A 22,217-nucleotide genomic window follows, 5' to 3' on the forward strand; every position below is an offset into this window, starting at 1 on the left:
CATGTCCTATGATGCAACCGTCCTAGACGAAGCCGTGCGTGTTGTCGCAGAAGCCGCACCGGATGCGGATCGAACCGGTCAATTTCCCTGGACCGGTATCCGTGCCGTTCATCAGAGCGGCCTTCTTGAGAGCACGGTTGCAACCCGCTACGGCGGCGCAGGCGCCACGCTTAACGATGCCACCCACATTCTGGCGGCGCTGGGGCGCGGCGATCCATCGGTGGCGCTGATCAGTGCCATGACGATCTTCAGTCATCTCGGCCAGGCCGCAAAGAACCATTGGCCGGACGATCTGTACAGGCGGCTGCTTGCAGAGGGAAAGCAGCGACCGCTGCTGCTCAACGCCGCACGCGTCGAGCCGGAACTGGGATCTCCGGCACGCGGCGGTCTACCCGCGACCGTCGCCCGCCGCACGGCAAACGGCTGGTCCATCACGGGGCGCAAGCGCTTCGTGACAGGCGCATACGGTCTGACCCATTTCCTTGTCTGGGCGCATACTGACGAAACGCCTGCGCGCGTCGGAACGTTCGTCGTGCCAAACGGATTGCCCGGCATACATGTCATCGAGAACTGGAACAGTTTGGGGATGCGCGCCACAGGGTCGCATGACGTCGAATATACCGACGTCGAGATCCCAGCGGAAAACGTTTTGGAACTCGTCGATCCTTCGGTGGCCCAGCAGGACAATCGCGCCCATGCGGCAATCACCTTGGCGCTGACCGCGATCTATCTCGGCGCGGCCGAAGCCGCGCAAGCAGCCTTCATTCGCTTCGCGCATGAGCGCGTGCCGGCCAATCTGGGCCATCCCATTGCCCGAACGGAGCGGTTCGTGGCGCTCTCGGGTGAGATCGACCTGCTCGTCTCCGGCGCCCGTCAAATCATTTTCGGTGCGCTCGAAGCCGACCATGGGGATGCGGAAAGGCTGATAAGGGCGCGGCTCATCGCGGGTCGGCAACTACGCGAAGCCGTGCAGATCGCGGTACGCGGCATCGGCAATCCGGGCCTTAGTTCAGACTTGGGGCTTGAGCGGCATTTCAGGGATGTTCAGTCCGTGCTCGTCCATGCACCGCAGGAAGACACATCTGTTTCGATACTGGGCCGTGCCGCCTTTGATCGATGGAACCGAGAAGAAGCCGCCCGCCTGGACTATCCAGGGCTTACCGTCATCAAGACAGCCTAACGGAACAGACAGACCGCCTTCCTAGATCTCATGCTCTCCTAAAATGTATCCGCTTGAGGCCTCCGCCTTCTTCGTGATCGACAGCCCGCGCCTCGATTTTCCCAACTGCCAACGGGGGAAATCCGTTCAACCATTGCGCATGCCATGCGGGTGTAAGTTCCCGGCACTCATACAGCGCTTCAGCCCGGCGGCGACATCCGCCGCCGGCATGCAAACGCGAGGCGAAATGGTTCATTTTCCGCTGGGCGGTGCTTAGGCGATAACAGGATAATTCAGACGTTGCGCGTCACGCTCTAGATCGGCCAGAGGCTGGTAATCCGCATCGGTAAGGACGGCGAAGCCTTTGAGGGATAGTGCGTCACGCGCTTCGGCAAGTGCCGGTTCGACTGCCGCTTTTTCGAGCGCGCTACGAAGTTTAACAATCTCCTCGTCCGTGGCGTTTGCCCGGGTGATGAACGGAAGCCCCGGCCCTTTGACGGTCTCCGCAAGAACCCGCACTCCGGAAAGACGTTCCGGATCGAAGCGCAGCGTATTGCCATAGGTGACACAGTCGATCGCGGCCACATCGGCGATGCCAGCGGAAACGGCGGCGATGCTGTTTAAATGTCCACCGGTTTCGATGACCGAGGAGAAGAAATGACCATTTCTGGCAAGCGGCGCGATGGCGGCACGAAACAGGTTAACGCCGGAATTGCTGTCGGGCTCGTTAATTGCCGCCTTGGCGCCGCGCAGGTCTTCCAGTGAATGCGCTTCGGTCTCCTTTCGGACGATGACGAAGCTGCATTTTTCGGGACCGTCGCAACCGGGATGACCAAAGATCGGGGTTGCCACCAGCCGGACCTTGCCACGCAAGTGTTTGACATAGGGATAGCCGCAGGTCTGCGCCAGCAACAGGTCCGGATGAAGCCACGCCTCGTTGTATTGGACCCGATCGTCCAGTGATTCCGGAACGCCGTCAACGCCTTCCCGGCGTAGTTCATCTCGAAGGAAACGCCAAAACGCCGTCGTGGCTTCGGCCACCGGTGGTGGACTGACATACATCGCAAGGCTTGCAAGGCGCATTTTTCAAACTCTCACCGATGTCTGATAGAATATATTTGAAACGAGCGTGACGGCGCCTTCTTGCGATCTCCGGCCGTAACGGGCAAGCATTCGAGCGGCGATGCTGCTCGCTCACGAGTGACGAGGATGCGTCGGATCGTCGTGCGGCTTCAAAAAGAACCGGAGCATGATATCCCAGTAACCGTTATAGACGAGCCCGCCATTTGAACGAATGAGGGTTTCACGGTTGTCGCGATAGATCCGCGGCAGGCGATACCACGGTATGCCAGGCTTGCGATGGTGAAGGACGTGCAGATTATTGTATAGGAAAAGCAAACCGAAGAGACGGCTATTTTCGACAATCGCGGTCCGTTCGTCGTGGTTTTCAGCGTATCTGTGCTCAGCGTAAGACCTGAGCCGCGTCATCGCCGCACCGACATAGACGAAGCCGAAAAGATAAAGCCAAAGTGGCATGCCGCAAACGGCGGTGATCCAAAAAATGACCACAGCGACGCCGAGACCGTGAGCTGCCCACATACGTCGCCTGCCTGGCTCGTTTGCAAGGACAAGGCGCCATTCCTGCACCAGGAAGCTCAGGATCATCACGGCCGGACCGATGGTCAATCTGCCGAACAACGTCGTATTCCAACGCGCCAAGATTTTTCCGGCCGCGCCGAGCTGTTCCCAGGCGGCTCGAGTAAAATACGAGGACTCAGGATCTTCGATCGGATCGGTAAGATGCTCGTCACGGTGATGATCGAGATGGCTTTCCTTGTAGATCGCATAGGGAAGCCAGAGCGAGAGCGGCACCCAGCCGATGGCGTCGTTCACCCAGCTTAGCCTGGTCGGATGGCCGTGAATGACCTCATGTTGAAGTGAACCATGCCACGCGATCAACCATCCCCCGACGACCACCACCAGAGCCAGCTGCAACGATTGCCACCACCAAGTGACCGCCAGGAAACCGCCATAGATAGCGATCGAAAGCGCAACAGTCGGCCACTCCGGCAAGCGCGCGGCGGGATGTGCTCCGCCCACGGCCTTTGATCTATCGAGCATGATGTATTTTCCCCTATCAACTCTGACAGGTTATTCGAGACGGGTTCGTTTTAAAAAATAAAATCTACTTATTTTATGGACTTACGTGGAAAAAAGGTTTCGGCTCAGGGTCTTAACATCGGCAAAGGATACGCGCCGGTCGACAGGCTCGCTGCGGCGGCACCCTCAAACGGCAGGGATATATCCGGCCATGACCCCTACCTCACGGAAAATCTGTTTGCCGGACGAGCCAAACCCAGGCGTTCACGCAGTGTCCCGGGTTCATATTCGGTGCGGAAAAGACCACGTCTTTGCAGTTCCGGAACCACTTGAGTCATGAAATTTTCCCAGTCTTCAGGCAAGAGCGGAAACATGAGATTGAAGCCGTCGGCCGCACCCGAAACGAACCAGTGTTCCAACTCGTCCGCCACTTGGCGCGGCGTACCCGCGACAAGCGGCACGGAACCGGTGTTGGCGATCTTGCGCGCCAGTTGCCTGATCGAAAGCCCCTTGTTGGCCTCGTTCCGGACAATCGCAAGCCAGGTTCTCCAGCCATTGTAGCTGGCCTCTTCGGGCAGGTCTGGCACAGGACCGTCGAGAGGGTAGATAGAAAGATCCGTCCCGGCCCAGCTCGACAAGAGATCGACAGCGACTTCATCAAGCATCAGTGATTCTAGGTATGCCTGCTTTTCCTGCGCCTCGGATGTCGATGAAGCCACGATCGGCAGGATGCCCGGCAGCAGCTTGAGGCTTTCGGCTTTGCGGCCGTATTTTGCCAGCCGATCATTGATGTCGGCGCGATAGGCAAGCCCTTCCTGCTCGCTGCGTACAATGGCGAAATGCAAATCTGCTTGCGCGGCGGCGAGTTCCTTGCCGGCATCCGATGACCCGGCTTGGACAATCACCGGGTGCCCCTGCGGCGGGCGCGGAACGTTAAGGGGGCCTTTGACCTTGAAGTGCTTTCCATGATGGTTGAGGGCATGCACATGGTCGCGGGTGGCGAAAACGCCCGAGCTCCTGTCGATCACCAGCGCATCATCTTCCCAGCTGTCCCATAGAGACTTCACGACGTCGAGGAATTCGTTGGCACGCTCATAACGTGTGGCGTGATCGATGTTTGAATCGCGCCCGAAATTGACCGCCTCTTCCTCGAGTGCCGACGTCACCACGTTCCAGCCCACGCGTCCCTTGCTGATATGGTCGATCGAGGCAAACATTCTGGCCGTGTTGAAAGGCTCTGTGTAGGAAGTGGATGCAGTGACCAGGAACCCAATGTCCTTGACGACAGCGGACAGGGCGGAAACGAGCGAAAGAGGCTCCAGCCGGGGATTGGCATAATGGGTCAATCCGCTTCCATAGGTATCCCAGATGCCAAGATGATCTGCGATAAAGATTGCATCCAGCTTGGCACCTTCGGCGATGCTGGCAAGCCGGCGGTAGTAGTCGAGATCGAGAAATTCGTGACGAGGCGCGCGCGGGTGCCGCCATGACAGGCGGTGGTCTCCCTGCGGATTGAAGAAGAAACCAGCCAGGATCATGCTTTGGCGCGACATTCCGCACTCCATTTCGGGGTTCAGGATGGTAAGGTAGTACAGCGCCTGCTTCTTAACATGCGCTTTGTGCGGGCAATTTAGGCAAGTTTACTTTCGGGTAAAAACGATTATTTCTACCAGAATGAAAAGCTCAGCTTAACTTTGGTGCATGCATGACTGGTGTTCTATCCCTTCGAGGTCTGCAGGCGTTTGAGGCCGCCGCCCGGTCCGGAAGCTTTGTCGCGGCCTCCGAAGAACTCGGGATTTCGGCGGCCGCCGTCAGCCAGCTCATTCGCGCCCTCGAAGAGCAGGCCGGACGCAAACTGTTTCATCGCGCCAACAGGCGTGTCGTGCTGACGGAAGCAGGAATGGACGTGTTTCCGCAACTTCTCAACGCCTTCGCGGATCTGCGCAGCGTTGCACGCGAACTCGACGGGGGCGACCATCGGTCCTCACTGGTGATATCGGTGGCGCCGTCTGTGGCAATGGGTTGGCTATCCGCGCGCCTGCCGGACTTCCTTCGCTTACACGGCTCGGTCGATATTTCCCTACGCGGAGAGGATGACCCCGTGCCATTCGAACGTGAGCGGATCGATTTCCGTCTCTCCTACGGGCGCTCGCATTACCCGCAGCATCAGGTGGAAGACATTGTCACTGACGCCGTCTATCCGGTTTGTTCGCCCGCATTCCTGGACAAATACGGAGGGTCGCTCTCCACCGAGAGCATGCTGGGGGCGACCTTGATCCACACGGACTGGGGACCTTCCGCCGCATCGTTCCCGTCATGGAGAACCTGGTTTGAAAAAGCCGGTCTAACACCGAACCGCCAGATGCAACGCGGTATCACGGCGAATTCATCCATGGCGGCGATCGATTTTGCATGTGGCGGTTTGGGTATCGCGCTTGGTCAAGGACTGTTCTGCGCCGATCTGGTCGAGGCGGGCCGTCTGGTCGTCGCCATGAAACAGAGAATCCTGCTCGCAAATCCGTATTGCATCAACCTACCTCAGCGCAGTGCAAACCGCCCCATGGTGACGTCGTTCAAAACCTGGTTTGCGGCAGAGTGCGTGCGGTGTGTTGAATCGCCCGCGCTTGTCACATGATCTGATGTATCGATAAAAACGTGCATCACAGCTGGATCAGCCGAGAAGCGAGAAACATTGCTCTCTTCCAAAATGTTGCGGGCGAGTTGCAATTTCGACCAAGCTCATCGCTGCCTTAGAATGCCATGGCTCTATCGCACAACTTGAAGGCATGTTTTTCTATCGCCTCGCAAAAGTTGATGATTTTCGACCACTTCGCCCGTGGGCCCATGATATAATCTCCTAATGATATCATAGATTTGCTCGCCTGCCGGAGGCAGGGTCACTCTCGTTCTTTCGGGTAATTTCATGCGATCGCGATTTGGCCAGCCACCTGCGGAGAACAAGACTATTTAAAGTGCCACAGCTTGGTTTCTCTCAGTATAATCGTCCCAATCGGCATCATATCGAGGTCCACCGTCTCTGCCGGACTGACGCGATGCCTGGGACGGCAGCGCTCATCAAAGAGCAACTTTTTTCACCCCAATGACGATTAACAAACGGAGTAGCTCGCATGACATTCAAGATGATCACCGCTGTTGGCGCATTCGCGCTTATGGCCCTTTCAGCCGCGTCGGTGCTTGCAGCAGGCGATCCGCTGTCAGCAGCCCCTGCTGTGCGAAGCGACACCACGACCATCGTCGTCGGTTCTGCGGATTTTCCTGAAAGCCAGCTATTGGCCACGATCTACGCCAAGGCGTTGGCTGCAAAGGGTGTTCCAGTGGAAACGAAGCTGAACATTGGCAGTCGCGAGGTATATATTCCCGCGCTGCTCGATGGATCGATCGATCTTCTGCCGGAATATGCAGGCGCGACATTAAATTATCTCGACAAGAGCGCCACCGCCCACTCGCCGAGTGATGTCGCCGCCGCCCTCAAGGCGGCCCTGCCGAAGGGAATCTCAATGCTGACGCCTTCCGCAGCGCAGGATTCCGACGGCATTGCCGTGACGCGTAAAACAGCCGAGAAATACAAGCTGAAGACGATCGCTGATCTTACACCTGTCGCATCGCAACTCGTGCTTGGCGGTCCGCCGGAATGGAAGACGCGCAAGGAAGGCATGATCGGCCTCAAAGATCTCTACGGCATAGAGTTCAAGTCGCTAAGAGCGCTCGATGTGGGCGGACCTCTGACGCTTGCGGCACTCGTCAATGACCAGGTGCAGGTTGCAAATCTATTTTCGACTGACCCGGCTATCGCCGAAAATGACCTCGTTGTGCTGGAGGACGTCAAGAATCTTTTCTCCGCTCAAAACATCGTTCCGGTGATCGCCACGCCCAAAGTCAGCGACGTCGTAACCAAAACGCTCGATGCGGTCTCTGCTGCTCTGACGACCACGGATCTTGTTGTCATGAATGGCCGTCTGGCCAACCATGACAGCTTCGATGTCGTGGCCGGCGATTGGCTTGCCAAACACAAGTTGGACTAGTTGCAACCAGGTGGGGCGCGGCGTTCAGCGCGCTCCACGCAATGATCGGTGGCAGCGTTTCAGTGACCTTAGCCGGTTGAAAAGGCCAAGGCAGTGACAACTAATACTCTGAGCCAGCGATCTGGGTATTGAGACCCGGCATTGATGGGTTGAGAGAGTTTGAATTGCGATCTATCGCAATTATAAGCAGCTCTTGGTCGTCGAATATCGAGGCCGCTTGGCAGCGACGAGTAGGTTTTCGATCCTTTTAGGGGACGTAAGCCATTGATAGCCAAGGATTCGCGCTATAAGTTCGATTGGCGGGCAAACTGCCGCAGAATTAAAGAGGAACTATCATGCCTACAGGTACCGTTAAATTTTTCAACGATGACAAAGGATTTGGCTTCATCACGCCCGAGAATGGCGGAACGGATGTGTTCGTTCATGTGTCTGCCTTGCAGCGGGGCGGCTCGCTCAGAGAAGGCGAGAAGGTCAGCTACGAGTTGGGCCAGGACCGCAAGACCGGAAAGTCGAAGGCCGAGAACGTCAGCGTTCTCTAATCCTATGATCTAGGAAATCTGCCACGGATTTAGCCTGATCTATTTTTTTGGAATGGGCTAAATCAACCTCTCGCCTTGGGGACAATCGAACCGCAGGGCCTGAATTCCACGTCTATAGGCTTTCGTTATTTAGGGGTGGCCGGCCGTTCCTGGATCGCCGCATGTAGCTCTTGCCTAAGCAGCCATGCTGGAGCAAATTGCGGCGGCAATGGAGACAGACGCATGACACAGGACGATACTTCGAGCTCAAGTGCGGGGGGTATCGCGCCTCGCTGGACATCCAGCGCGAAGAGTGGTGTTGGCACGGCGCTCTCGCCAGCCTGCCGCATATGGTTCACGCTAAGCCACGGCATCCTGAACGAAGTCTATTTTCCGCGCGTTGATTGCGCCTGTACGCGCGACCTCGGCCTGATCGTTACCGGTCCGGACGGCTATTTTTCCGAGGAAAAGCGCGATACCGAAAGCGTCGTTACGACGATCGAGGACGGCGTCCCGGCCTACCGGCTCGTCAATACGGCACTTGATGGACGCTACCGCATCGTCAAGCGCATCATCGTCGATCCGGTTCGCAACAGCTTGCTTCAGCAAATATCGTTCGAAGCCCTGCAAGGATCGGTTCACGACTATCGCCTCTATGTGCTTGCCGCCCCGCATCTGGTCAATGCCGGCAGCGGCAACACCGGCTGGGTGGGAAACTACAAAGGCACGCCGATGCTGTTTGCGACGGGCACGGGTGGCATCTCGCTGGCCCTTGCCGTCAGTGGCGGATGGCGGACCGCGTCCGCAGGCTATGTCGGCATTTCCGACGGATGGCGCCAGTTGCAGGATGCCGGCCAATTGGACCCAAGTGTCACCCATGCCGCCAACGGCAACGTCGCGCTTGCCGGCGAAATCGATCTTGCGGCCGGCAGTGATACCGTCCTTCTCTCGCTTGGCTTCGGAAGCCGCTCCGAGGAAGCCGGCTACAACGCGCTTGCCAGCTTGCAAGCCGGCTACAAGGATGCCGAGCGCACCTACGTCGCCGACTGGCGGAGATGGCAAAGCACGCTACTGGCGCTCGACGAACCGAGAGCACCACCGCCCGAAGTCAATCGCTACCGGATATCGACGGCCGTTCTTGCGACACACCGGCCTTTGTCCTTTGAAGGGCCGGCCGTCGCATCACTGTCCATTCCGTGGGGCTTTGCCAAGGGCGACGAGGATCTCGGAGGCTATCATCTGGTCTGGCCGCGTGATCTCGTTGAGACCGCCGGCGGCTTCCTTGCAGCCGGTGCCCCTCAGGATGCGCTCCGCATCCTTGCCTATCTTCGGGTGATCCAGGAAGCTGATGGACACTGGCCGCAGAATGCCTGGCTCGACGGCGTGCCCTACTGGACCGGCATACAGATGGATGAATGCGCCTTTCCGATCCTGCTTGCCGACGCGCTGCGCCGCGAAGGAGCACTGACCGGCGATGCGCTCCTGTCCTACGTTTCAATGGTCGAACGAGCGGCACGCTATGTGGTCGTCAATGGCCCAGTCACGGGTGAGGACCGCTGGGAGGAAGATGGCGGCTTCTCTCCCTTCACGCTCGCTGTCGAGATTGCCGCATTGCTTGCCGCCGCGGACATACTGGAGATTGCCGGACAGGACCACAATGCCGATTATCTTCGGCAGACTGCGGATGCCTGGAACGATCAGATCGAGCGCTGGACCTATGTTCGTGCCGATGCCGCCAGCGCCGATCTTGGGGTCAAGGGATATTACGTCCGCATCGCCCCGCCCGAGATCGCCGATGGCGCCTCGCCTGCCGATGGCTTTGTGCCGATCAAGAACCGGCCACCCGGAGAATCGTATCTGCCAACGGCCCGCGTCGTCAGTCCGGATGCCCTGGCGCTGGTTCGCTTCGGCCTGCGTTCCGCCAATGACCCACGTATTGTCGACACCGTTAGAGTTATTGACGCGCAGCTCAAATGCGATCTGCCACAAGGTCCGCTCTGGTATCGCTACACCGGCGACGGCTATGGCGAACATGCCGACGGCGGCGCATTCGACGGTACCGGCATCGGTCGCCCATGGCCATTGCTCGCCGGCGAACGAGCCCACTACGAGCTTGCTGCCGGCAGGCCGAAGGCGGCCATCGCCTTGCTCAGCGCTCTCGAAGGGTCAGCGGGACCGGGCGGGCTATTGCCCGAGCAGGTTTGGGACCAGCCTGATATCCCCGAGCGCGGCCTTGTTTTCGGCGAACCCTCCGGCAGCGCGATGCCGCTTGTCTGGGCACATGCCGAACATATCAAGCTGCTGCGTTCGCTGAGAGACAACGCCGTGTTCGACATGCCTCCGCAGGGTGTCGAGCGCTATGTCAAAAACAGGACCACCGCGCCCTTTGTGCTCTGGCGCTTCAACAACAAGACACCGCAGGTTACTGTCGGCAAGCGCCTCAGGATCGAAGTGTTGGCGCCGGCAGTCGTTCGCTGGAGTTTTGATGGTTGGGGTAGCGCAAGCGATACCGCAACGCGCCAGAACGGCTTCGGCATCGACGTCGTGGAGCTTTCGACTGAGCGACTACCAACGGGCACAGTGATCGCCTTCACCTTCAATTGGCCCGATTCCGGCCATTGGGAGGGGACGGATTTCTCCGTCGTCGTGACAGATGGCGACGAATAAACGCAGCGAAAAGGGAGACGCATGATGGCCGCAAAACCCAAATCCCCCAAACCCACGACGCCTACCGCTCCAAAGGATCTCGTCGTGCTGGCGATCGATCTCGGCGGTTCTCATGTCAAAATGCTTTTGAGCTCGGGCAGTGACCGGCGAACCGCCATCTCCGGTGCAGCGATGTCGGCACAGAAGATGGTCGAAACGGTCAAAGAGCTTACTGCCGACTGGCAATATGACGTCATCGGCATGGGATATCCCGGCCCGGTCACCGACAACAAACCAGCGGCGGAGCCGCACAATCTCGGTCCCGGCTGGAAGGACTTCGATTTTTCAGCCGCTTTCGGCAAGCCTGTCAAGCTCGTCAACGACGCGGTCATGCAGGCGATTGGTAGCTATAAGGACGGCAATATGCTGTTTCTTGGGCTCGGCACAGGACTGGGTTCGGCAATGATCGTCAATCACGTCTGCCTGCCCATGGAGCTTGCACACCTGCCCTACAAGAAGGATGGGACGTTCGAGGATTTCGTCGGCGAACGAGGGCTTGAAAAATATGGCAAGAAGAAATGGCGCAAGTCGGTCGAGAAGGTCGTAGGCAAATTGCAAGCGGCACTCCTGCCGCATGAAATTGTCATTGGTGGCGGCAATGTCGAAAAGCTCGAGAACCTACCCAACGGCTGCCGCGCCGGCGACAACGAGAATGCTTTTCTCGGCGGATTTCGCCTGTGGAAAGACGAAAGCCTGAGGTTTTAGATTGGATTCGGCAAGCGTGGAACACGTCGTTACCCCATGCTTCATGGATTGCGATTGACCCTCGACGATCGGTGGAGGCGCAACAGTAAATCGCCAATCTCGTGCGATGGACATGACCAAATTACGCTTTCAGCCGACAGTGTCTCATCTTGAATGTGGGTGCGGTAATCAGATCGCACCGACCTTCAAGCCTCGTCCAGCGCCAGCGTCAGATCGGCGATCAGGTCGTCGGGATGTTCGATACCGATCGAAAGCCGGATCGTCGATTCAAGCACACCGATGCGTTGGCGGACGTCGACCGGCACGCCGGAATGCGTCGTCGTCGCCGGGTGGGAGGCAAGGGATTCTGTTCCACCGAGGCTGACAGCGAGCTTGAAGATCTTCAGCGCGTTCAGGAACTTGAACGAGGCCGGCTGTCCGCCCTTGATGTCGAAGGAGAAGGTCGAGCCAGCGCCGGTGCACTGGGCAGCGAATGTCTGGCCGAGCGCGGATTTCGGGTCGCTGTAGGACAGGTAGTGGATCCTTTCGACCTTGGGATGCTCCCGCAGGAAATCGGCGACTGCCTTACCGTTGCTGTTCGCGCGCTCCATACGGATCTGCAAGGTTTCCAGCGATCGCCCGAGCATCCAGCAGGAATGCGGATCGAGCTGCGTGCCGATCGCGCCTCTCAGCGCCTTCACCTGCTTCATGACCGCCTTGCGACCGAGCGCGGCCCCGGCAATCAGGTCCGAATGCCCGCCGACATATTTCGTCAGCGAGTAGAGCGAAATGTCTGCCCCGTGTTCGATCGGCCGTTGGAAGACCGGTCCGAGCAGCGTGTTGTCGCAAGCGATGATCGGGGTATGGCCTTGCTTCTCGCCGATTGCATCGGCCACCCGGCGGATCATCGCAACATCAACGAGGCTGTTGGTCGGATTGGCCGGCGTTTCTATCAGGATAACCGAGATCCGGCCCTTGGCCATGGCCTCCTCTGCCGCGACCTGCACCGATGCTTCGTTGACCCCATCCGCAAAGCCCACGGCGGAGACACCGAGATTGGCGAACGTCTTGGCGAGCAACGTTTCCGTGCCGCCGTAAAGCGGCTGCGAATGCAGTACAGCATCACCGGGGCGGACGAATGCAAGAAGCGTCGTCGCAATAGCCGACATGCCCGACGAGAACAGGGCGCAGCTTTCCGTGCGCTCATAGACCGCCAGGCGGTCCTCAACGATCTCGCTGTTCGGGTGGTTGAAGCGCGAATAGACAAGCCCCGCTCCCCTGCCCTCCGGCGGCTCCTTGCGGCCTGAGACGTAGTCGAAGAAATCGCGGCCATCTTCTGCGGACTTGAAGACGAAAGTCGACGTCAGAAAGACCGGCGGCTTGACGGCGCCTTCGGAGAGTTCGGGATCATAGCCATAGTTCAACATCTGTGTTTCGGGATGCAGGGCATGATTGCCGATGTGGGTTCTCGGCGGATGCGGCGCGGTCATGAGACGTCTCCTCAATCGATGTCACGAACTCTGAATCGCAGATTATATCAAACATGGCGGCTCGTTCTTGCTATTTCACGCGCTCTGATGTTGTTGAAAGCAACTTCTTGCGGAGATTACGTGATAGTGACGCAGAAAATTGCAGATGATATCGACCGGCGCATTCTAAAAGAGCTGGTTGCCGATGCTCGCATCACCAACAACGAATTGGCTGAACGCGTCGGTCTTTCCGCTTCGGCCTGTCTACGGCGACTGCGACGGCTCGAGGAAACGGGCGTCATCCAGGGTTACGCGGCACTGGTGGATCCTGCCGTCGAAGGCTGGACCATGACCGCTATTGCCTCGATCCGTCTCAGCCGCCAGCACGACGACGAAATCCAGATGTTCGAGAATGCCGTCCAAAGCTGGGACGAGGTGCTCGAATGCCATCTCGTGACGGGATCGAGAGACTATGTGCTGAAGGTGATGAGCGCCGGGCTCGAGCAATATGAACGCTTCATCAAGGACAAGATCGCAAAGCTGAAATGCGTCGACACGATCGAAACCAGCTTTGTGATGAATACGATCAAGGCACGGCGGTTCTAGGCCAAGACAAGGTCGTGGCGCGCCGCGACTGAACGCGACGCTGGCCACTTTTCAAGAAAATACTGCTCTGTCGGGTGGAAACAGGGAGGCGTTTGATAGCCCTATTTTCCACATCGCTGGCTACAGACACCCAAAAAGCCACTCAAATCGCGGTAAAGCCATTGTCGACAAAGAGGTGAGCGCCGTTTACGAAGCGGGATTCATCGCTGGCGAGATAGAGCGCGGCCTGCGCCACATCCTCGGGTTCACCGATGCGGCCTTGCTGGGCAGCGATAGCGGCCTCCGACACGTCGACGCCCAAAGCCTGCAACTCGGAAACCTCTCGCAGACCATGCGGCGTTCTGATGAACCCCGGGCACACGGCATTACAGCGAATGTTGCGGTCGCGAAACTCAACACCGATCGCCCGGGCGAACATATGAACAGCACCTTTCGTGGTGTCATACAGAACTTCCATCGGCGTTGCGGCCACGGCGGAAATCGACGATGTGCAAACGATCGAGCCGCCACCGGCGGCGATCATTCCCGGCAGCACCGCCCGGGTCATCAGAAACATGGAGCGGACATTGACTGCGTGCAGCCAATCCCACTCCTGAACCGTCGTTTCCAGGAACGGTTTGATGACAATCGTTCCCGCATGGTTGAACAGCACAGTGATCGGACCGAATGCCTCTTCCGCTCCTCTCACCGCGTCGGCAACTGCCGCCTCGTCGGAGACATCCGCCACCCAGTGCGCAGCGACACCTCCGGCGGCGCGAATGTCCTTGACCGTTTGCGCAGCCGCGTCGCCGTTCCGGTCGATGATTGCGACCTTTGCCCCTTCCTGCGCGAACAGTCGGGAGGCTGCCCCTCCCATGCCAGTCGCCCCGCCCGAAATGATTGCGATCTTGCCTTTTAGTCTGTCGGTCATGCCTCTACCTCACCTGCCATGATTTTCGCCGCAGTGTTGCGGGCTTCAACGATATCACTGTTTTACCCGGAACCGGGCTAGTCGGCAGGGAAATGACGACGAACTAGGCTGAGTCGCGAAGCATCAGGTCACCGCTCAGCAGTACATGCTCATCAACGTCAGCCGATGCCGCGCTGCCTGTGATCTCACCAAGTTTGAACAGCAGCATCTCGATCGCGCGCTTTCCGATCTGATCGTAGTTCTGTGCTACTGTCGTGATCGGAGGGCATGCGTATCTTGAAAGTGGATGATCGTCATGGCCCGCGATGCGCAGCTGATAATCTGCACCATGGCCGACGCGCAGGCCGTGACGATAGGCTGCGGAAATGGCTCCGAACGCCACGCGGTCATTGGCACATAAGACTGTTCGGGTCGGAAAACCCAGTTTCGAATTCAAGATCTTGGCGGCTTCATCGCAACCGAATTTCTCAAAGTCCCAGGTCTTGATGCTCGTGACCGGGACGACGTGTGGTGTCATGCCCAAGCGCTTCATGGCGTCGACATAGGCCTTCTCTCGCGTCAATGCATTGGTATTGACATGAGGCATTCCCAGATAGCAGGGCGGTTCGCCTGATCTGCAGAGGTAATCGACGATGAGACCGAAGCTCTGCCGATTGTCGGTGCCGACGAAAGCGGATGTTTCGTCGAGCGGCGAGTCGACGTAGATCAGAGGAACATCTCGACCGAAATCCTCCAATGTGCGCCGATGGGATTCAATTCCGAGCGGTGCGATGACCGCGCCGGCGACATTCATCGATTTCAGCGTCCCGATCGCCCGGTCCTCCATCTCTGCTCGGCCATCAGACGACAGCACGAGAGCGAAGAACCCAGCTTCGCTGGCAAGGGACTCGAGGCGCCGCGTCAGCGCCATGTAGAACGGGTCCGTCGAGTTCGGAATGATAATGCCGAGAATATTGGTGCGCCGGCGGTTCAGGTTGACCGCGAAGACGTTAGGACGGAACCCCGACTTCTTGAGCGCAATTTCAATAGTGTCTCGCGTCTTTCTTCGGACCGAGTTCGGATCGTTGAAATACTTGGAAACAGTGGGACGAGAGAGGCCGACGAATTCGGAGAAGTCCTCCATCGTTTTGATCGTCTTTCCCACCATTTAATCTCCTGACGTGCCGCTTATTGCTGTTTAAATGACTCATTGCCCTTCGAAAAGGTGAAACGAGAGGCACGCTCGACTTGCTCCACTGCCGAACTCTATTCGGCTACAAATTGAACTTTCATCGTTGCTGGATTACCGCCGCGTTTGGTGAAATAGGGCACGATCTCAGTCAACGGCAATTTATGCGAAACCAATCGTGCCATAGCGCCATTGTCACGCCGTAATATCGCCAGCGCATCGGGGATGTTTCTGTTGAGGGAATGCGATCCGCAAATTTTGAGCTGACGGCGAAAGATTTCGAACGGCGGAATTGAAATCCGCGCATCCGGGGCGCAGACGCCAAACACCATGATGGTGCCGCCATCGGCGGTAAAGTCGATCATCGCCTCCACGACGCTCGCGATTCCAGTCGCGTCGGCCACAAGATCGAAAGCACGCTTTTGAGCCAGCAACTCCTTGGAGCCGGCAGCGACGGCCTCGAGCCCGAGCTCCTTGGCGAAGGCAAGACGGCTCTCGTTGATATCGGCGACAGTCACGGATCCCACGCCTTCTGCCTTCAGTGACAGGGCGAGGAGAAGCCCGATTGGACCGGCGCCGAACACCAGCGCGTTGTCGGTACTCGCCGCACCTGCGTTCAGCCCGGCGCTGCTCAAGCCATTGAGTACACAGGCCAGAGGTTCGGCCAGTGCCGCCACCTCGAAGGGGAGCGTGCCGATACCGTGCAGGTGTCCGACCCGCACCAGACTGTACTCCGCAAACCCGCCATTGTGGGTGACACCATAGGCTTTCAGATCGCGGCAGAGATTTGTGAGGCCCTTGCTGCAGGCGGGGCATGTACCGCAGGGCAGGTTTGGGTCGACGGCCACCCGGGCGCCAACGTAGATGCCGGTAACATCAGGGGCGACTGCTTCGACAATGCCGGCATACTCATGGCCAGGCACCAACGGGAACCGGCCTTCGCCATAGCGGCCATGCAAGACATCGATATCGGTATGGCAGAGGCCAGCGGCCCGCACGCGCACCAGAGCATGCCCCGCAAGCAATTCCGGCAGCGGCATGTCGACAGATGCCGCGACACCTTTTTCCGTGAAGGAAATAGCTTTCATCTTCATGCTCCTTCTTATCGAGCCGAACGGCTCAACTCATCCAGTTGCCGCCATCGACATTGTAGGTCTGTGCGAGGATGTAGTCGCTGTCTGACGAGGCAAGGAACACGGCAAGCCCCTTGATATCATCAGGCGTTGCGAAACGGCCGATCGGAACGGATTGGGCAACAGCGGCCTTTTTCTCGCCGGGCTTCAAGCCTTCCCACTTGGCGAAGTGAGCATCGACGATATCCCAATGCTCGCCATCCACCACACCGGGCGCTATGGCGTTGACGTTGATGCCGTATTTGACAAGTCCCCGCGCGGCCGACTGCGTCGCCGAAATGATCGCGGCCTTCGAGGCGCAATAGAGCAGAACCAGCGCTTCGCCGCGACGGCCGGCTTGGCTGGCCATGTTGATGATCTTGCCGCCCCTGCCCCGCGCGATCATCACATTGGACACCGCCTTCATCATGAAGAGAGGGCCCTTCAGGTTGATGGCGAAGACTTTCTCATAGCTCGCCTCGGTGATTTCGTTGATGGGCGCCATGTCGAAGATTGCGGCATTGTTGACCAAAATGTCGATGCCGCCAAACTCGGTATCGATTGTCTTGACGACAGCATCGATGGCTCCAAGATCGGTCACGTCGAGCTTGACGGCCTTGACCGCCGGACCAATTGCTTCGGCAGCCTTCGTAGCACGCTCAATATCGATGTCCGCGATGACGACTTTGGCGCCTTCCTTGACGAAGGCCTCGGCAAAGCCCAGCCCAATTCCGCGCGCGCCACCAGTGATGAGGGCAACTTTGTCTTTCAGTCTCATATCGTTCTCCAATTCGCAGTCAGCGATAAACAGCAGCTAATGTGTCAGTTCTTGGCGAGGAGCGTGCTGGAATGAATGTGAACGTCGTCGCTGAGAAGATCTCGGCAGCCGAAGCTGCCGAGATCCCTCCGGGAGGAACGCGCAGCGAGAGGCCGCGCGTGTGAAAGGCTTACTTCGGGTAGCCGGCCTTCTTCATCTCACGCTCGACCTGCTTCTGGGCCGTATCGAGCACCGCATCGACGCTTTGCTGACCGGCCAAGGCTGCGGCAATCTGCTGACCCACGATCGTTCCGATGCCCTGGAATTCGGGGATGGCAACAAACTGAACGCCGGTATAAGGCACCGGATCCTTGGTCGGCTTCGATGGATCAGCCGAAAGGATAGCCTTCAGGACCGTGGCCGCAAAAGGTGCCTCCTTCTGGTATTCGGCAAGATCATAGGTCGATTTGCGCGTGCCCGGAGGTACCGCAACCCAACCTTCCTTTTCCCCAACCAGTTTGACGTATTGCTTTGAAGTCGCCCATTTGATGAACGACTTGGCAGCGTCCGTCTTCTTCGACGAGGTGGGGATTGCAAGGTTCCAGGACCACGACCAGCTTGAACCACTCGGCGTAACGGCAACAGGGGCACGAGCAAATGCCGTCTTGTCGGCCACCTGGCTCTGCTTGGGATCGTAGACACGGCCAGCTGCCGATGTCGCATCGATCCACATGGCGCAGTGTCCGGTCGAAAACAGCGCCTGGTTTTCGTTAAAGCCATTCGCCGTTGCGCCAGGCGGTCCGTAATTCTTCATCAGATCGACATAGTCGGTAATCGCCTTCTTCCAGGGCGCCGAATTGATCTGCGGCTTCCAGTTCATATCGAACCAGCGGCCGCCATAGGTGTTGATCATCGTCCCGAGGAACGCCATGTTCTCGCCCCAGCCTGGCTTGCCACGCAGGCAGATGCCGTATTGCTGCTTCGACTTGTCGGTGAGCTTGGCGGCAAACTCCTTGATCTGATCGTAAGTCGGCTGGTCCGGCATCTTGATGCCCGCGGCGTCGAAGAGATCCTTGCGGTAAAGTGTGAAGGAACTCTCGGTATAAAACGGCACGGCGTAGAGCTTGCCATCAACGGTGAGGCCACTTTTGATCGGGGCCAGCAGATCGCCGTAATCGTAGTCGGCGCCGAGATCGTCAAGCGGCCGCAGCCATCCGAGCTTTCCCCAGATTGGCGTCTCGTAGCCGCCAATCGTCAGGATGTCATACTGGCCACCTTTCGTCGCGATATCGGTGGTGACTTTCTGGCGCAGGACGTTTTCTTCCAGCACCACCCAATTCAGCTTGTTACCGGTTTCCTTTTCCCATTCGGGAGAAAGCTTTTGCATGATGATCATGTCACCGTTGTTGACGGTGGCAATCGTTAGCTGCTCGGCCTGTGCCAAACCTGCGGCAAGCCCGAAGCCAATCACTGATGACGAAAGTGCGTACAGAATTTTCCTCATAATTCCGTCCTCCTCCTTAACGGATGTATACGCATAAGATTACATGCGTAAACTTTAAATCCGACGCTTTTGGCCGCACTGTCAAGCTCTTTGATCTCAGGAGAGCATCGTAATAGCGGCGGAATCACATAATCATTTGAAAAGCCGTCATAATATTTTTGGCTCGCTTCGGAGGCGTTAAAATCGCAGAAATGGATCTATTGTGAATGTTAAGTTATCGCGCGTAAAGTTTATGTTGACATGATCATCATCGCAAATTAGCTGATTGCCAGAACACCATGGCGTGAGCGCAATGTTTGGGAAGACGGAGATCTCGATTGGCCGCAAATGAAAGACGCGGGATAGCGCCGGAGGCGCTGGGTCCGACGATCACGGTTGGCGAAATTCTGGTTGAAATCATGGCCACCACGATCGGCTCGGGATTTCTGGAGGCGCAGCCTTTGACCGGTCCTTATCCCAGCGGTGCACCGGCGATATTTATCGACCAGGTCGCGCGCCTGGGTGGAAAGGCCGGCATTGTGGCGAGCGTTGGAAACGACGACTTCGGACAGCTCAATCTTGATCGGCTTCGGCGCGACGGTGTCGACGTATCGGCGGTTTCCGTTTCAGGCGACTTGCCCACCGGAAGCGCTTTTGTCCGTTACAGAGCGGACGGCGGTCGGGACTTCGTGTTCAATATCAAGCATTCCGCGGCCGGACGCATCGAGATGACGCCGGCGGTCGAAGATCTGATCAAGGCTGCCGGACATATCCATGTGATGGGCTCGGCCTTCGTCATTCCGGGAGCCGCCGATGTTATCGAAGCGGCGATCCATGCCGTGCGATCCCGAGGCGGCTCGGTCTCGCTTGATCCGAATGTCCGCAAGGAGCTTCTCGACAGCGGCAATATTTCCCAACACTTCAGTTCCGTCCTCAAGGTTGCGGACCTCGTGCTGCCATCGGGAGAAGAGCTCTTCGCGGCAGCGGGTCAGAGTGACGAGCCATCCGCCGTGGCAAGCCTTTTGGATATGGGCGTCAGCGAAGTCGTATTGAAACGCGGAAGGGACGGCGCTTCATTTTTTGGTCGCGATGATACGCGGATCGACTGCAAGGCGTTTGTCGTCGAGGAAGTCGATCCGACCGGGGCGGGAGACTGCTTCGGTGCGGCCTATCTCACCTCCAGGCGCTTCGGTCTTTCGCCGGAGGAATCTCTTCTCAGAGCCAGCGCCGCCGGTGCTCGCAACGTCACACGACAAGGGCCGATGGAAGGGCTCTCGACCCCGTCCGAGCTCGCGGCCTTCATCGCGGCAACACCCCGGAGATAATCATGAATGAGAGACTGAGAGAGCTTGCTCCGGCAAGGCGCAACGGTAAACCATTTGGAATAACATCCGTCTGTTCGGCTCATCCGCTGGTGCTGCGCGCAGCACTACGCCGCGCCGTGCGTGACGGCGGCGAAGTGCTCATAGAAGCAACCTGCAATCAGGTGAACCATCTCGGCGGCTATACCGGCATGACGCCGCAAGCTTTTGTCCGGCTTGTTGGCAATATCGCGTCCGAAGAAGGTTTGGACAAGTCGCGGATTATCTTCGGCGGCGATCATCTCGGTCCAAATCCATGGCGGAAGGAAGATGCGGCCACGGCGATGCCGAAGGCGGAAGCGATGGTTGCCGCTTATGTCAAAGCTGGCTTCACCAAGATTCATCTGGATGCCTCGATGGGTTGCGCCAGCGAACCGGCCGCCCTGGACGATGAGCTGATCGCTGTCCGGGCCGCGCGTCTTGCCAAAGTCGCCGAGGAGACTGCGCGCGAAATTGGCGGGGCAATGCCGCTTTACATCCTGGGAACGGAAGTTCCCGTTCCAGGCGGTGCCGACCACGTTCTGGACGAGGTCGAGCCAACGTCGGCGAAGGCCGCCCGCGCGACGATCGACATTCACCGTGACGTCTTCATCCGCGAAGGATTGGAAGATGCCTTTTCGCGCACGATCGCGTTCGTCGTTCAGCCGGGTGTCGAATTCGGCAGCGAAAATGTCATCCCCTTTAGGCCGGAAAAGGTGGACGAGCTGACCGCGCTGCTGGATCAGGAGCCGCAATTCGTGTTCGAAGCGCACTCCACCGATTATCAAACTGTCGGCGCCCTTTCCTCGCTTGTCCGTGACGGCTTCCCGATCCTGAAGGTCGGGCCGGAGCTCACATTCGCGCTTCGGGAAGCCCTCTACGGTCTCGATCTCATCGCCTCCGAGCTTAGCAAAGACTACGGCTACCGCTCGCTTGCCGTGGCGATGGAAAAGATCATGCTCGCCGATCCTTCCGACTGGCTCGGCCACTACCATGGCAGCGAGGATGCCCTACGCCTACAACGGCACTACAGCTACAGCGATCGCATAAGATATTACTGGGGAAGACCCGATGCTCTGGCTGCCGTGAACCATTTGGAGGAGACCCTCAGCGGCCTGCCTATTCCAAAGACATTGCTGCGCCAGTTTTTGCCGCGGCTTGAAGAACGGTATACCGGGCCGATTTCTATGGCGGAAATCGCCATCAATGCTGTCGATGACGTTTTGAAAAAGTATAATATCGCATGCCGTCAAAACTGATCCGGAGTTGATGTCAGCCCATTCTGACGTGACCACATGATGGTCTGCCCCTTAATTGCAGCAACTGACGCACCTCTGTCACAAACTGCCCATAGCCTGAAATCTTATTTCACAGCGCGTCTCGCCACTATGTAGGACCTTATGGCAGCACAGTCGTCGGCAAATGGGTTGTCAAATATCTTTCGTAAGGTCAGCGGGCAATTTTTCCGTTGTGTGCTTGTCGAACGTCTCGATCATGTGCTCCATCCCCCAGGCCCGTCGAGCGCCGGTCGCTACCACCGGCTCGGCCAGCCAACACTCTACATGAGCGCCTCACCCGATTGGGCGATCATGGCGATTTCAGGCTACATGCGCGAGGATGGAAAGCGGCGTGTCGTCGTGCCGCTTCTGGTCGATGAAGCACATGTGGTAGACCAGCATGACCAGCAGGCATGTGAACGGCTCGGCATCGATCGCGAGGCATCCAATCTATCCTGGCGCTCCGCTCTGGCTGCTGGCCAGGAGCCCCCGTCATGGCGCACTGTCGATGCAGCCAGAGCAGCGGGTGCGGATGGCATCATTGACCGATCAAGGCTGATCCCCGGCGGCTGGCATCTGAACTTGTTCCGTTGGAACGACCTCGGCGGCCCCTCGGTTCAAGTATGCGGTGACCCCTTGGAAATTACGCTGTCGGAAGACGGCCCGAAGTGGGGGCTATAGTCGCGAATTCGCACGCCAATCCGGAACATCACCACTTCGCTGCCACCGGCTCACCACTACCGTCCGCGCCACCGGATCTGTCCTGCTTACCCCCATTTGCGTACGTGGGGCAAAATCGGTGGCAGGGTTTCAGCGTCGCCGCATAGAAAGTGTGCATAACCATGCGCGTTGAATCCTGTTGGTCGGCGCAGGGATTCCTAAGAC

General features: G+C 58.1%; 19 protein-coding genes. 10 read left to right on the forward strand and 9 right to left on the reverse strand.

Translation table 11 applies throughout. The features are described from left to right. The first annotated feature begins 1 nt into the window (after position 1). Entirely contained in the window at positions 2 to 1,180 is a 1,179-nt protein-coding gene (locus tag HB780_RS12880; RefSeq protein WP_183688276.1) for an acyl-CoA dehydrogenase family protein, read from the forward strand. Between the two features lie 252 nt (positions 1,181 to 1,432). On the opposite strand, the gene HB780_RS12885 is transcribed toward HB780_RS12880, so the two are convergent. The 3 genes from HB780_RS12885 to HB780_RS12895 form a co-directional block, all read right to left on the reverse strand. Next, complete coding sequence (locus HB780_RS12885; RefSeq protein ID WP_183688278.1) at positions 1,433 to 2,242, reverse strand: phosphate/phosphite/phosphonate ABC transporter substrate-binding protein; 810 nt, start codon at positions 2,240 to 2,242, stop codon at positions 1,433 to 1,435. A 111-nt stretch (positions 2,243 to 2,353) separates the two neighbouring features. Next, entirely contained in the window at positions 2,354 to 3,280 is a 927-nt protein-coding gene (locus HB780_RS12890) for a fatty acid desaturase (protein WP_183688280.1), read from the reverse strand. 197 nt (positions 3,281 to 3,477) lie between these two features. Further along, positions 3,478 to 4,812 carry an LLM class flavin-dependent oxidoreductase gene (locus HB780_RS12895; protein ID WP_183688281.1) on the reverse strand — a complete coding sequence of 445 codons (1,335 nt, stop codon included), beginning with the start codon at positions 4,810 to 4,812 and terminating at the stop codon, positions 3,478 to 3,480. Positions 4,813 to 4,964: 152 nt separating this feature from the next. Between HB780_RS12895 and HB780_RS12900 the strand changes: the two genes are divergently transcribed. The 5 genes from HB780_RS12900 to HB780_RS12920 all read left to right on the forward strand — a co-directional run bounded on the left by HB780_RS12900 (position 4,965) and on the right by HB780_RS12920 (position 11,231). Next, positions 4,965 to 5,894: a LysR substrate-binding domain-containing protein gene (locus HB780_RS12900; RefSeq protein ID WP_183688283.1), complete on the forward strand. Its 930-nt coding sequence runs from the start codon at positions 4,965 to 4,967 to the stop codon at positions 5,892 to 5,894. Positions 5,895 to 6,387: 493 nt separating this feature from the next. Continuing rightward, positions 6,388 to 7,302 carry an ABC transporter substrate-binding protein gene (locus tag HB780_RS12905; protein WP_183688285.1) on the forward strand — a complete coding sequence of 305 codons (915 nt, stop codon included), beginning with the start codon at positions 6,388 to 6,390 and terminating at the stop codon, positions 7,300 to 7,302. Positions 7,303 to 7,637: 335 nt separating this feature from the next. Then, complete coding sequence (locus HB780_RS12910; RefSeq protein WP_183688287.1) at positions 7,638 to 7,841, forward strand: cold-shock protein; 204 nt, start codon at positions 7,638 to 7,640, stop codon at positions 7,839 to 7,841. Between the two features lie 222 nt (positions 7,842 to 8,063). Next, a complete protein-coding gene (locus HB780_RS12915; RefSeq protein WP_183688290.1) occupies positions 8,064 to 10,487 on the forward strand; it encodes a glucan 1,4-alpha-glucosidase in 2,424 nt (807 codons plus the stop codon). A 24-nt stretch (positions 10,488 to 10,511) separates the two neighbouring features. Then, positions 10,512 to 11,231, forward strand: coding sequence for an ROK family protein (locus HB780_RS12920; RefSeq protein WP_183689712.1), 720 nt, complete (start codon positions 10,512 to 10,514; stop codon positions 11,229 to 11,231). A 185-nt stretch (positions 11,232 to 11,416) separates the two neighbouring features. On the opposite strand, the gene HB780_RS12925 is transcribed toward HB780_RS12920, so the two are convergent. Further along, entirely contained in the window at positions 11,417 to 12,700 is a 1,284-nt protein-coding gene (locus HB780_RS12925; RefSeq protein WP_183688292.1) for a cystathionine gamma-synthase family protein, read from the reverse strand. A 126-nt stretch (positions 12,701 to 12,826) separates the two neighbouring features. Between HB780_RS12925 and HB780_RS12930 the strand changes: the two genes are divergently transcribed. Then, positions 12,827 to 13,285: an Lrp/AsnC family transcriptional regulator gene (locus HB780_RS12930; RefSeq protein ID WP_183688294.1), complete on the forward strand. Its 459-nt coding sequence runs from the start codon at positions 12,827 to 12,829 to the stop codon at positions 13,283 to 13,285. A gap of 142 nt (positions 13,286 to 13,427) precedes the next feature. Here HB780_RS12930 and HB780_RS12935 read toward each other — a convergent pair whose 3' ends face one another. The 5 genes from HB780_RS12935 to HB780_RS12955 all read right to left on the reverse strand — a co-directional run bounded on the left by HB780_RS12935 (position 13,428) and on the right by HB780_RS12955 (position 18,736). Further along, on the reverse strand, positions 13,428 to 14,195 hold the full coding sequence (locus HB780_RS12935) for an SDR family NAD(P)-dependent oxidoreductase (RefSeq protein WP_183688296.1): 768 nt from the start codon (positions 14,193 to 14,195) through the stop codon (positions 13,428 to 13,430). 103 nt (positions 14,196 to 14,298) lie between these two features. Next, on the reverse strand, positions 14,299 to 15,318 hold the full coding sequence (locus HB780_RS12940) for a LacI family DNA-binding transcriptional regulator (RefSeq protein WP_183689713.1): 1,020 nt from the start codon (positions 15,316 to 15,318) through the stop codon (positions 14,299 to 14,301). Between the two features lie 122 nt (positions 15,319 to 15,440). Next, on the reverse strand, positions 15,441 to 16,451 hold the full coding sequence (locus tag HB780_RS12945) for a zinc-dependent alcohol dehydrogenase family protein (protein WP_183688298.1): 1,011 nt from the start codon (positions 16,449 to 16,451) through the stop codon (positions 15,441 to 15,443). Positions 16,452 to 16,482: 31 nt separating this feature from the next. Beyond that, complete coding sequence (locus HB780_RS12950; RefSeq protein WP_183688300.1) at positions 16,483 to 17,253, reverse strand: L-iditol 2-dehydrogenase; 771 nt, start codon at positions 17,251 to 17,253, stop codon at positions 16,483 to 16,485. Between the two features lie 169 nt (positions 17,254 to 17,422). Beyond that, the gene (locus HB780_RS12955; RefSeq protein ID WP_183688302.1) at positions 17,423 to 18,736 is read right to left on the reverse strand and encodes an ABC transporter substrate-binding protein; all 1,314 of its coding nucleotides are present in this window, start codon (positions 18,734 to 18,736) and stop codon (positions 17,423 to 17,425) included. Positions 18,737 to 19,053: 317 nt separating this feature from the next. On the opposite strand from HB780_RS12955, the gene HB780_RS12960 reads away from it, so the two are divergent. The 3 genes from HB780_RS12960 to HB780_RS12970 all read left to right on the forward strand — a co-directional run bounded on the left by HB780_RS12960 (position 19,054) and on the right by HB780_RS12970 (position 22,013). Then, positions 19,054 to 20,040, forward strand: coding sequence for a tagatose kinase (locus HB780_RS12960; RefSeq protein ID WP_286202941.1), 987 nt, complete (start codon positions 19,054 to 19,056; stop codon positions 20,038 to 20,040). A 2-nt stretch (positions 20,041 to 20,042) separates the two neighbouring features. Beyond that, entirely contained in the window at positions 20,043 to 21,314 is a 1,272-nt protein-coding gene (locus tag HB780_RS12965; protein ID WP_183688303.1) for a D-tagatose-bisphosphate aldolase, class II, non-catalytic subunit, read from the forward strand. A gap of 141 nt (positions 21,315 to 21,455) precedes the next feature. Further along, a complete protein-coding gene (locus tag HB780_RS12970; RefSeq protein WP_183688305.1) occupies positions 21,456 to 22,013 on the forward strand; it encodes an RES domain-containing protein in 558 nt (185 codons plus the stop codon). The last annotated feature ends 204 nt before the right edge of the window (positions 22,014 to 22,217 follow it).

Source organism: Rhizobium lusitanum, from assembly GCF_014189535.1.
Classification (GTDB): domain Bacteria; phylum Pseudomonadota; class Alphaproteobacteria; order Rhizobiales; family Rhizobiaceae; genus Rhizobium; species Rhizobium lusitanum_C.